The 10,893-nt window shown below is 65.7% G+C and carries 10 protein-coding genes; 5 read left to right on the top strand and 5 right to left on the bottom strand.

The features are described 5' to 3' along the window. Positions 1-425: 425 nt before the first annotated feature. The 4 genes from cmoB to lon form a co-directional block, all read right to left on the bottom strand. Positions 426-1,394, bottom strand: coding sequence for a tRNA 5-methoxyuridine(34)/uridine 5-oxyacetic acid(34) synthase CmoB (gene cmoB, locus QMX82_RS24525; protein WP_282288441.1), 969 nt, complete (start codon positions 1,392-1,394; stop codon positions 426-428). Then, positions 1,391-2,128 carry a carboxy-S-adenosyl-L-methionine synthase CmoA gene (cmoA, locus tag QMX82_RS24520; RefSeq protein ID WP_282288439.1) on the bottom strand — a complete coding sequence of 246 codons (738 nt, stop codon included), beginning with the start codon at positions 2,126-2,128 and terminating at the stop codon, positions 1,391-1,393. The genes cmoB and cmoA overlap by 4 nt, the downstream gene beginning before the upstream one ends. Positions 2,129-2,192: 64 nt before the next feature. Then, positions 2,193-2,585 carry a protease inhibitor I42 family protein gene (locus tag QMX82_RS24515; protein WP_282288437.1) on the bottom strand — a complete coding sequence of 131 codons (393 nt, stop codon included), beginning with the start codon at positions 2,583-2,585 and terminating at the stop codon, positions 2,193-2,195. 61 nt (positions 2,586-2,646) lie between these two features. Beyond that, positions 2,647-5,037: an endopeptidase La gene (gene lon / locus QMX82_RS24510; protein WP_282288435.1), complete on the bottom strand. Its 2,391-nt coding sequence runs from the start codon at positions 5,035-5,037 to the stop codon at positions 2,647-2,649. A gap of 245 nt (positions 5,038-5,282) precedes the next feature. On the opposite strand from lon, the gene QMX82_RS24505 reads away from it, so the two are divergent. The 5 genes from QMX82_RS24505 to QMX82_RS24485 all read left to right on the top strand — a co-directional run bounded on the left by QMX82_RS24505 (position 5,283) and on the right by QMX82_RS24485 (position 10,021). Next, on the top strand, positions 5,283-5,930 hold the full coding sequence (locus QMX82_RS24505; protein ID WP_442969415.1) for a methylamine utilization protein: 648 nt from the start codon (positions 5,283-5,285) through the stop codon (positions 5,928-5,930). Then, a complete protein-coding gene (locus QMX82_RS24500) occupies positions 5,914-8,232 on the top strand; it encodes a putative bifunctional diguanylate cyclase/phosphodiesterase (RefSeq protein WP_282288431.1) in 2,319 nt (772 codons plus the stop codon). The genes QMX82_RS24505 and QMX82_RS24500 overlap by 17 nt, the downstream gene beginning before the upstream one ends. After that, positions 8,229-9,080, top strand: a complete 852-nt coding sequence (locus QMX82_RS24495) for a DUF3034 family protein (RefSeq protein ID WP_282288429.1) — start codon at positions 8,229-8,231, stop codon at positions 9,078-9,080. The genes QMX82_RS24500 and QMX82_RS24495 overlap by 4 nt, the downstream gene beginning before the upstream one ends. Further along, positions 9,080-9,505 (top strand): group I truncated hemoglobin, encoded by a 426-nt coding sequence (locus QMX82_RS24490; protein WP_282288426.1) that lies wholly within the window; start codon positions 9,080-9,082, stop codon positions 9,503-9,505. Before QMX82_RS24495 ends, QMX82_RS24490 begins: the two co-directional genes overlap by 1 nt. A 78-nt stretch (positions 9,506-9,583) precedes the next feature. Further along, positions 9,584-10,021 (top strand): DNA methylase, encoded by a 438-nt coding sequence (locus QMX82_RS24485; protein WP_282288424.1) that lies wholly within the window; start codon positions 9,584-9,586, stop codon positions 10,019-10,021. A 51-nt stretch (positions 10,022-10,072) separates the two neighbouring features. Here the strand turns inward: QMX82_RS24485 and QMX82_RS24480 are convergent. After that, positions 10,073-10,893, bottom strand: an 821-nt coding sequence (locus tag QMX82_RS24480; protein ID WP_282288422.1) for an alpha/beta hydrolase, incomplete at its 5' end; no start/stop codon positions are given.

Raw genomic sequence — 10,893 nt, 5'->3', positions numbered from 1 at the left:
TAGGTCATCGTCAAGCGCCTAATACCCAGCACCCCCGCTCAGATCACTCTGGCGGGGGTGTTGTCTTTGCGGCGGGAAAAGTTTGGTCGGGAACCAGGGCGCTGGAAGCAGCTAATCGGCTAGCGGACGCCTGAAGCGGCGTCGCTGGGGGTGCCCTCACCCTAGCCCTCTCCCGGGGGAGAGGGGACCAAAGGGCGCGGCGGCGGCGTTGGAGCAGTGCCTGCTAGGCAGGTGCTGCTTTAAGTCTGCATAGAGCACAGACAGCCCGGCTACGCCGAACTGTCGTGTTGGAAGCGCGGCACAGAATCATCGTAGGTTGGCGCTGAGCGCAGCGAAGCCCAACAATCAGCTCCGCTGCAGGGATCAAGCGAACGGCGGCGTTACGAGAGCAGGAAAAAGCCCGGCATGTGCTGGGCTTTTTGCGTTCAGGGTTTGCGGGCGATCAGGGTCGCGCGCAGGGGGGCGGGGAGGCCTTCGACGGTCAAGCTGGGATCTTCCGGGTTCAGGAAGTCCGGTAGCGACTGGAAGCCCATCCACTCGGTGGAGCGCTGTTCGTCTACGGTCGTGGGGGTAAGGTCCACCAGGCGGATATCGCGGTAGCCGGCGCGTTGCAGCCAGAGTTGCAGCGCCGCCGCGGAGGGTAGGAACCAGACATTACGCATCTGGGCATAGCGGTCTTCGGGGACCAGGACGGTGGTGGCATCGCCTGTCACGACCAGGGTTTCCAAGACCAGCTCACCGCCGCTGTCGAGGCAGTTCTTCAGGTCCAGCAGGTGGTCGATGGGCGAGCGCCGATGGTAGAGCACGCCCATGGAGAAGACGGTATCGAAGCCGCCGTCCAGTGCGGGCAGTTCTTCCAGGGTCAGTGGCAGGTGCCAGGTGGGCAGGTCGGGCAGATAGCGCCGCAGGGCCTGGAACTGGCAGTGGAACAGCCAGTTGGGATCGACGCCCAGGACCAGGCTGGCTCCAGCACCGAGCATGCGCCACTGGTAGTAGCCGTTGCCGCTGCCGACATCCAGGACGCGCTTGCCCTGTAGATCCAGGTGGGGGGCGACCCTGTCCCATTTCCAGTCGGAGCGCCATTCGGTATCGAGATGGAGATCGAACAGCTGGAAGGGCCCCTTGCGCCACGGGCGCAGTTGCAGCAGTGCCTCGCGCAGGGCCTGGTGCTGTTCCGCGGTAGCAGCGCCACCGAGGCGCACGGCCTCACGCAGGTCGACAGCTGCTACAGCGATTTCGGGGAGCGCATCGATACCCGCTTGCCAGCGCTGCAGATCGCCATGGCCACGGGCGTACCTGGCGGCCAGGACGGCTTCGAGGGACTGGGACCAGGTGGCCAGCGGGGTATCCGCCAGCGCCTGTTGCAGGTCTGCGAGGTAAGGGGGCTGGGTCATGGTAGGGCGATCAGAGAGGTGAAGTTGAGGCACTGGAACCAGGGTACGACGGTGGTGAAACCGGCGGCCTGCAGGCGTGCCCGGTGTTCGTCCAGGGTGTCGGTGAGCATGACGTTTTCCAGGGCGGTGCGTTTCTGCGCGATTTCCAGTTCGCTGTAGCCATTGGCTCTCTTGAAGTCCAGGTGCAGGCCGTTGAGCAGTGCCTGGGTCTGAGCGTCCGGGAACCGGATCTTTTCCGACAGCAGCAGGGCTCCCCCCGGCAGCAGGCTGTTGCGCAGGCGGCTGAGCAGGTCCAGGCGCCGTTCCGGCGCGATGAACTGCAGGGTGAAGTTGAGCGCGATCACCGAGGCCGCTGCGAGCGGAACCTCAAGGATGTCGCCTTCCACGACCTCGACGGGCAGCAACTCCTCGTGCATCGAATCCTGGGCGCTGAGGTATTCGCGGCAGCGGGTGACCATGGCGGTGGAATTGTCGATGGCCACTACACGGGTACCCTCGGCGCGGACATGACGACGCAGGGCCTGGGTCACGGCGCCCAGAGAGCAGCCGAGGTCATAGAGACGGCTGTTGGGCTGGGCGAACCGCGCCGCGATGACGCCAAGATTCTCGACGATGGTGGGATAGCCCGGCACGGATCTCTTGATCATGTCGGGAAAGACGCGCACCACGTCTTCGTTGAAGGTGAAGTCGGCAGGAGGCTGCGGCGACGCGAACAGGCGGTCGGCTTCGCTCATGGGCGGTACCTGGAAAATCGAAAGGGGGCATTGTACCCCCCGGCAGGCACTGCAGGACGTGGCGTCAGCGGATTTCGATACGGCAGTCGAAGCGCGCCTGGGGCTCGGCTTCGGCATCCCAGGGCTGGCGGGCCTGGAGTTCGAGATGGGCGCTGCCGGCGCTCTGGGCGCGGAAGCGCCAGAGAGACTGACCGGCGCTGCCGATGCCGCCCTGATCCTGGCGCCGTTCGCGAAAGACTTCCGGGCCGAGTTGCCTGAGGTTGTCGCTGCGCTGAAGGATGCTCCAGCGATAGCCGCTGGTGGGATCGCTGGGCAGGGTCAGGGTCAGTTCCTGGCCCGTGTGCATGGCCAGCGGGGTGCAGTCGCTGTCGTCGCCGAGGATGAGGTTGCCACTCGGCTGGGTACTGCTGCAGCCGGCCAGGAGCAGACAGCCGCAGAACAGAAGACGGTTGGACATGGAAACCTCCGGGGTATGACGGCAAAACGCAGAGCATACCCCAAGAGATTGGCCGGTCAGACTAGAAGAGCACCTTGGCCACGTCGGCGAAGCGCTTGGCGAAGTGCACGGTCAGCCCCTCCTTGAGATAGGCCGGCAGCTCTTCGAAATCACCACGATTGGTCTCCGGCAGGATCAGTTCGCTGATCTTCTGCCGCCGTGCGGCGATGACCTTCTCCCGTACTCCGCCGATGGGCAGTACCTGGCCGGTAAGCGTCAGCTCGCCGGTCATGGCCACGTTTCTCTTCGGCGCCTGGTTGCGGGCCAGCGACAGCAGGGCGGAGGCCATGGTGACGCCGGCGCTGGGGCCGTCCTTGGGCGTGGCGCCTTCGGGTACGTGCAGGTGGACGAAGGCCTGATCGAAGAAATTCGGATCGCCCTTGAAGTCCTTGAGGTGCGCGGTGACGTAGCTGTAGGCGATCTCGGCGGATTCCTTCATGACGTCACCCAGCTTGCCGGTGAGCTTGAAGCCGCGATTCAGGGTATGGATGCGCGTCGCCTCGATCGGCAGGGTGGCACCGCCCATGCTGGTCCAGGCCAGGCCGGTGATGATGCCGACTCCCGAGAGTACCTGCTCCTTGCGGAAGGGCGGTATGCCCAGGTAGTCCTCGAGATCCGAGGCACCGATCTTGACCTTAAGCTTGGGATCCTCGATGAGCCTGACCACCGCCTTGCGCACCAGCTTGCCCAGCTGCTTCTCCAGCTGGCGCACGCCGGCTTCGCGGGCATAGCCTTCCACCAGGGCCTTGAGGGCACTGTCGGTGAGCGTCAGGCGATCCTTGGGCACCCCGGCCTTGTCCAGCTGCCTGGGCCAGAGGTGGCGCTTGGCGATGGCCTGCTTCTCTTCGGCGATATAGCCGGAGAGGCGGATGACCTCCATGCGGTCCAGCAGGGGGCCTGGAATGGAGTCCAGGGTGTTGGCGGTGCAGACGAACAGCACCTTGGACAGGTCCAGACGCAGATCCAGGTAGTGGTCGAGGAAGTCGACGTTCTGTTCCGGATCCAGGGTTTCCAGCAGCGCCGAGGCGGGATCGCCCTGGTAGCTCTGGCCCATCTTGTCGATCTCGTCGAGCATGATGACCGGATTCATTACCTTGACGTCGCGCAGGGCCTGGACGAGCTTGCCGGGCATGGCGCCGATATAGGTGCGCCGGTGCCCCTTGATTTCGGCTTCGTCCCTCATGCCACCAACGCTGAAGCGATAGAAGGGCCGCCCGAGGGATTCGGCGATGGATTTGCCGATGCTGGTCTTGCCCACCCCCGGCGGACCCACCAGCAGCACGATGGAGCCGGTTACCTCACCCTTGAAGGCGCCCACGGCGAGGAATTCGAGAATGCGATTCTTGATGTCGTCGAGCCCGGCGTGGTGGCGGTCGAGCACCTTGCGCGCATGCTTGAGATCAAGCTTGTCCTGGCCGTGGACGCCCCAGGGCAGGTCGGTGGCCCAATCCAGGTAGTTGCGGGTGACACCGTATTCCGGCGAGCCGGTCTCGAGGATGGACAGCTTGTTCAGCTCGTCCTCGATACGCTTCTGCGCGGCTTCGGGCAGGCTCTTGCCTTCCAGTCGCTGGCGGAAACTTTCGATGTCGCTGCTGCGATCGTCCTTGGTGATACCCAGCTCCTGCTGGATCAGCTTGAGCTGCTCCTTGAGGAAGAATTCACGCTGGCGCTCGTTGATCTTGCGATTGACCTCGGCGGACAGCTCCTTCTGCAGGCGGGCGACCTCGACCTCCTTGCGCAGCAGCGGCAGGACCTTTTCCATGCGCTGCAGCATGGGCACGGTATCGAGCACCTGCTGCAGTTCGTCGCCCGGCGCGGTGGTGAGGGCGGCGGCGAAGTCGGTCAGCGGCGAGGGGTCATTGGGGCTGAAGCGATTGAGATAGTTCTTCAGCTCTTCGCTGTAGAGCGGATTGAGCGGCAGCAGCTCCTTGATGGCGTTGATCAGCGCCATGCCGTAGGCCTTCACCTCGTCACTGGGATCGGGGTTGGGGCGCAGGTGTTCGACCTCCACCAGGTAGGGTGGGCGCTGCCGGCGCAGCCAGCCGCGGATGCGCACCCGCGACAGGCCCTGGGCGACGAACTGCAACTTGCCGTCCTGACGGGTGGCATGGTGGATGCGCACCAGGGTGCCGTGCTGTGGCAACTGGTCGGGATCGAAGCCCTCGGCGTCGCCGGGCTGCTGCTCCATGTAGAACAGCGCCAGGCAGTGGTGGTCGGTCTTCGCCACCAGTTCCAGGGTTTCCGCCCAGGGCTCTTCATTGACGATGACGGGCAGGACCTGGGCCGGGAAGAAGGGCCGGTTATGGATGGGAATGACGTAGAGCTTGTCGGGAAGATTCTGGCCAGGCAGGACCAGGCCGGTCTGGCCGGCTTCTTCGCTGAGAATATCCGCTTGATTGTCCTGATCGCTCATTGGCGTACCTTGGGCTTGGATGTGAGGCCAACATGGGGCGAGGGCGGCGCTTTTTCAACGCAGGCAAAGTGCTGTCCTTCTTGACCGTCGGGTACCGCTCGAAGTGCGACGATCGGGACCGAGCCTGGCCAACGCGACGATAAAGATTCCCTCGGCACTGCCGCTAAAGCTGAAGTCACGCCGCGAAGCCGGCGAGAGTTTCCCAGGGCGTGTGGTGGAGAGAGCGGGTGAACAAGCATTGGTTTATGGCGGGATGGTTGGCGTTGGGCCTGGGAGCTGCGCAGGCGGCCGAGGTCGCGGTGCAGGTGGTCGATGGTCAGGGGGCGCCCCTGGCCGATGCCGTGGTGATGCTGTCGGGCCAGGGCCTGGTGCCCGCGCGGCAGCCCGCGGCCATCGATCAGCAGAATCGGCGATTCGTCCCCCATGTCCTGGCGGTGGCCACCGGGACAGCGGTGAGCTTTCCCAATACCGATGACATTCGCCATCAGGTGTATTCCTTCTCCAGTCCCAAACGCTTCGAGTTGCCGCTCTACCATGGACTTCCCAGCACGCCGGTGGTGTTCGATCAACCCGGCGTGGTGGTGGTGGGCTGCAACATCCACGACTGGATGGTGGGTTACGTTTATGTGACCACTGCCGGACGTTTCGCAGTGACCGACAGTCAGGGCCGGGCCCGACTGGAGGCGCCGGACGGTCATTATCAGCTGGCACTTTGGCATCCCGATCTCAGCGACAAGCAGGAGGTCACCCAGCCCGCGCTGGATGTGGCGGGCAAGCCGATGACCCTGAAACTCCAGCTGGCGATTCAGCCGAAGCCGCAGCCTGCGGAACCGGCAAGCTCCGCTTTCGAGGACGCCTTCCACAAGGCCACGCACGATGAAGCTCATCCATAGTTTCCAGACCCGCATCGCCGGCAGTCTCTTCCTGCTGATGCTGGTGGTCATCACCCTGGTCTATCTGACGGTCAAGGCCGCCACCGAGGCCAGTGCCGTGCGCCAGTCCTATGACCAGCTCGATACCGGGGCGCGGGTGTTCCGCCAGGTGCTGGACGGACGCTGCCGCCGGTTGAACGATGCCGTGCGGGTGCTCGCCGCCGATTTCGGCTTTCGCGATGCCGTGGCCAGCGGCGACGTACCGACGCTGAGATCGGTGCTGGCCAACCATGGCGCCCGGGTGGGCGCGGGCGATACCTACCTGCTGGATCTGGACGGGCGGCTGATCGCCAGTACCGTGACCGCGCACAGCGAAGGCGAACGCCTGCCGGTTGCGATGGCGTCGGGCAATGACGGCAGTTGCGTGCTGGCCGGTACCGGCCTGCCGCAATTGCGGGTCACGGTGCCGGTCCGTGCTCCTGTGCCCATCGCCCAGGTGGTGATGAGTTTCGCCATGGATCAGGCCATGGCCGAGGAATTCCGCTCGCTGATCAATCTGGACGTGGTGTTCCTCGGTGAAGCCGCGCTGATGGCCAGTACCCTGCCGGAGCCGGAGGGGCGGCTGCTGGTGCAGGCGCTGGCGACCTCACCCCAGGGCAGCGACAGCTGGCAGCTGACCCTGGGCGGCCGGCTCTATCAGGTCAAGCGGCTGACCCTCGGCACCGCCGACCATCCGGTACAGGTCTATCTGCTGCGTTCGCTCGACGTGGCCATGGCCGAGTTCGAACCCCTGCTCAGGCAACTGGCGCTGATCGCCGGCGGTGCCCTGCTGGCGGCTCTGCTGGGCGCACTGTGGTTGGCGCGCAACCTGGCCCAGCCGCTGCGGCAGCTGTCGGTGATGTCCTGGCGGATCGGTCAGGGGGACTATGGAGTCAAGGTGGAGGTTCAGCGCCGTGACGAATTCGGCCGACTGGCGCAGGTGCTCGAAGAGATGCGCCAGGGGATCGCCGAGCGTGAGCAGCGGCTCAACCACAATGCGCTGCACGACGCCCTGACCGGGCTGCCCAATCGCATCCTGGCCGAGGAGCGACTGCGGGTCTTTATCGCCACCCAGTCCCAGGTGTCGCTGCTGTACCTGGGGCTGGACGGCTTCCAGGCGATCAATGAAAGCGCCGGCGTCGCCGGGGGTGATCGCATCCTGCGGATGGTGGCCGAGCGGGCCCAGGTGCTGCTGGCGGGGCGCGGCTGCGTGTCGCGCCCGGTGGGCGACGAATTTCTCGTGCAGTTCTGTCGCGTCGGCCTGGAAGGCGCGGTGGGTCTGGCCGAGCAACTGCGCCTGTCACTGGCCGAACCCATCGAATGGGAAGGCCAGCTGTTTCGGCTGAGTTGCCGGATCGGCGTCGTCGAGTATCCCCGCCATGGCGCTGACCCGACCCTGCTGATCGAACGTGCGCGCAGTGCCATGCTCGATGCCGGCCAGGTGCCGGATCGCCTGCGGGTCTATGATGAGGGGCGGGATGCGGCCCAGCAGCGGCGTCTGCAACTGGTCCACGACCTGCCGCTGGCGGGCGAGCGGGGTGAATTGATGCTGGTGTTCCAACCCAAGGTGGCCCTGCAGGGCAATGGGCCGCACCAGGCCGAGGTGCTGCTGCGCTGGCGCCATGCCGAGCTGGGCATGGTCTCGCCGGGTGAATTCATTCCCCTGGCCGAGCGCAGTGGCAGCATGGCCGGACTCACTCGCTGGGTGATCCAGGCGACCATCCGGCAACTGGCGCTCTGGCAGACCCAGGACCGCGAGGTGAAGGTGTCGGTGAACGTCTCGGCGATCGACCTGGCCGATGCCCGGTTGCCCGAGCGCGTCATGGGCTGGCTCGATGACGCCGGCGTCTCGGCGCGGCAGCTGACCTTCGAGATCACCGAGAGCGCCATCATGGACGATCCCGAGGCGGCCATCGCGCTGCTGACGCAGCTGTCCGTGCTGGGCATCCGGCTGTCGGTGGACGACTACGGTACCGGGCATGCCTCCCTGGCGCACCTGAAACGGCTGCCGGTGGACGAATTGAAGATCGACCAGTCCTTCGTGAAGGAACTGGCGCCGGGCAACGATGACGCCGTCATCGTCCGCTCGACCATCGAGATGGGCCACAACCTGGGCCTGGAAGTGGTCGCCGAGGGGGTCGAGGAAGCCCGGGCCCTGGCGCTGTTGCGCAGTTGGGGCTGCGATGTGATCCAGGGTTACTACATCAGCCGCCCGGTGCCGGCCGCGGAATTCGAGGCCTGGATGGAGCGGCAGAGCCAGCCGGTGCTGGAGGCGTTGTCATGAATCACGGCTGGCTGCTGGCTGGTCTGCTGCTGGCAACCGCTGCCCAGGCCGACGGCGGCAAGCTGCTGGCCACCGGCGGCGCCAGCAGTCTGGAAGGCGCGGCGGGCGGCGGTATCACGCCCTGGGCGATGATCGGCGGCTATGGCGAAAGCGGCCAGCCCGGCGCCACGGCCTTTGCTACCCGGGTGTGGACCGGTGACTACCGGCTCGACGCGGCCGGCGTGGCGGCGGCCTACGACAATCGGGTGGAAGTCTCCTATGCCCGCCAGCGCCTGGACATGCCGACCCTGCGCCACTTGATGAAGCTTGAGGAAGACAGCCTCAGTCAGGATATCGTCGGCGCCAAGGTGCGCCTGGCGGGCGACCTGATCTACGACCGGTTGCCGCAGATAGCCGTGGGGGTGCAGTACAAGCATCAACGGGATTTCGGCATTCCCGCTGCCGTGGGCGCGCGGCGCGACAGCGATGTCGAGGGCTACCTGGGCGCCAGTCGGCTGTTGCTGGGCGGCGCCTTCGGCTACAACCTCTTGATCAACGTCGGTCTCAGGTACAGCCGCGCCAACGAGATGGGGCTACTGGGCTTCGGGGGCGACCGCAACGACAGCCGTCAATGGCTCAAGGAAGGCTCGGCCGCGGTGTTCTTCAATCCGCGCTGGGCGGTGGGCATGGAGTATCGCGAGAAGCCGCAGAATCTGTCCTTCACCCGGGAGAGCGACTGGGTGGATACCTTCGTCGGTTACTTCCCCAACAAGCACCTGTCGCTGGTGCTGGCCTATGCCTGGCTGGGCGAGATCGCCACCCTGGACGATCAGCAGGGTCTCTATCTGTCGCTGCAGGGGAGCTACTGATGCAGGGGAAAACGCTGGTACTGGCGGCGCTGCTGCTGATGCTGGGCTGCACGCCCCAGCCGCCGGCGGGTGATCGGCTCTATCAGGAGCTGGGTGGCCAGCCCGGCATCACCCGGATCGTCGAAGGGATGCTGCTCAATGTGGCGCGTGACGGGCGGATCCGGCACTACTTCGCCAACGTCGACATCGCGCGCCTGCGCAGTCTGCTCATCCAGAAATTCTGCGTCGATGCCGGCGGTCCCTGTCGCTATGCAGGGGCGAGCATGGCGGAAAGTCATCGCGGTCTGAATCTGCAACCCGCCGACTTCAATGCCCTGGTGGAAGACCTGCAACTGGCCATGCAGCGCGAGGGCGTCCCGGAGCGGGCGCAGAATGCCCTGCTGGCACGCCTGGCGCCGCAGCGCGGCCAGGTGATCCGCCAGTAGCCTGCCGGCTGTCGCTGTTTTCGAACCTCGTCCGCGCGCGATCCTCCCTAGGCATTACGCCTACGCGAGGGATACGGCTTGAGCAAGACGACTTCGGCGGCCGATCTCGGCCTGACGCTGGAGGTGGACGACGAATCGGCGCTGTTCGGCTGGTTCCTGGCGAGCTACCTGTTCGGCAAACGCATCTCCCAGGGTATCGCCGCCCAGGCCTGGACGGTGCTCTATCGCACCTATGGTCGCGACACGCCGCGCAAGCTGCTCAATCTGAGCCGGCAGCAACTGGTCAGTTATCTCGGTGAGGGGCATTACCGACGTTATGACGAGAGCACGGCCACGCGCCTGCTGGATGTCTGCCGCCACCTGCAGGAGGACTATGGGGGCAGCTTCCTCAGGTTGCGCGAGGCCAGTGTCGATCGTGCAGAGTTCGAGCGGCGTTTGCAGACCCTGCAGGGGGTAGGCCCCAATACCTGCGAGATCTTCATGCGCGAGACGGGTCCCGTGCTGTTTCCGGGCTGAATGCACACCGCCGGCGTGGCGCCGGCGGTGTGCAGAACGAACGCGCCGCGATTACTTGCCCAGATCGGCCTTGAGGCGGCCGCCGGCATAGGCCTGGGCGTCCTTGGCCTTCTGCACCACGGCAGCGGTGCCAAAGAACTCGTGGGTAACGCCCGGATAGACCTTGCGCTCCACCTGGACGCCGGCCTGACGCAGGGCGGTCTCCAGGAAGCCACCGTCATCCCGCAGGGGATCGATCTCGGCATTGACGATGGTCACCGGCGGCAGGCCGGCGAGGTCGGCCCGAGTCAGGTCCAGACGTGGATCCTTGAGGTCGGCGGGCGTACGGGTCACCTGCTCGACAAACCACAGCATCATCGGCCGATTGAGCGGCTTGGCGTCGTCATACTGTTCATAGGACTGGGTATGGGTGTTGGTCTGGGCCACCGGATAGACCGACAGCACGTGCTTGGGCGCGGTGAGACCAGCCTTGCGCGCCGCCACGGCGGTCGCCACCGCCAGGTTGCCCCCGGCGCTTTCGCCGGCCAGGGCCAGGCGCTGCGGATCGCCATTCAGCGAGGCGGCATGGGTAGTCACCCAGCGATAGGCCGCCAGGGCGTCGTCATGGGCGGCGGGAAACTTGTATTCGGGCGCCTGGCGATAGTCCACCGACACCACGATGGCATTGGCCTGCTTGGCCAGACCGCGGGCGCCAGCGTCGTAGACGTTGCGATCGGCGAACACCCAGCCGCCGCCATGGAAATACAGGATGACCGGGAAGGGACCCTGGCCTTCGGGGGTATAGATACGGGCGGGCAATACCCCGGCGGCGCCGTCGACGGCGCGGTCGACGCTGGTCACGCCGGGCACCAGGGCCTCGGGCTGGGTGGGAC

It is taken from the genome of Pseudomonas sp. PS02302, assembly GCF_029959585.1.
Taxonomy (GTDB): Bacteria; Pseudomonadota; Gammaproteobacteria; order Pseudomonadales; family Pseudomonadaceae; genus Chryseomonas; species Chryseomonas aestiva.
The sequence above is the reverse complement of the archived record's forward strand: the minus strand, read 5'-3'. Positions and strand labels throughout refer to the sequence as shown.

Bases quoted from the DNA above. Each gene is read 5' to 3' on its own strand.
- cmoB (WP_282288441.1), bottom strand. From the start codon at position 1,394: ATGACCCAGCCCCCTTACCTCGCAGACCTGCAACAGGCGCTGGCGGAT.
- cmoA (WP_282288439.1), bottom strand. From the start codon at position 2,128: ATGAGCGAAGCCGACCGCCTGTTCGCGTCGCCGCAGCCTCCTGCCGAC.
- QMX82_RS24515 (WP_282288437.1), bottom strand. From the start codon at position 2,585: ATGTCCAACCGTCTTCTGTTCTGCGGCTGTCTGCTCCTGGCCGGCTGC.
- lon (WP_282288435.1), bottom strand. From the start codon at position 5,037: ATGAGCGATCAGGACAATCAAGCGGATATTCTCAGCGAAGAAGCCGGC.
- QMX82_RS24505 (WP_442969415.1), top strand. From the start codon at position 5,283: ATGGCGGGATGGTTGGCGTTGGGCCTGGGAGCTGCGCAGGCGGCCGAG.
- QMX82_RS24500 (WP_282288431.1), top strand. From the start codon at position 5,914: ATGAAGCTCATCCATAGTTTCCAGACCCGCATCGCCGGCAGTCTCTTC.
- QMX82_RS24495 (WP_282288429.1), top strand. From the start codon at position 8,229: ATGAATCACGGCTGGCTGCTGGCTGGTCTGCTGCTGGCAACCGCTGCC.
- QMX82_RS24490 (WP_282288426.1), top strand. From the start codon at position 9,080: ATGCAGGGGAAAACGCTGGTACTGGCGGCGCTGCTGCTGATGCTGGGC.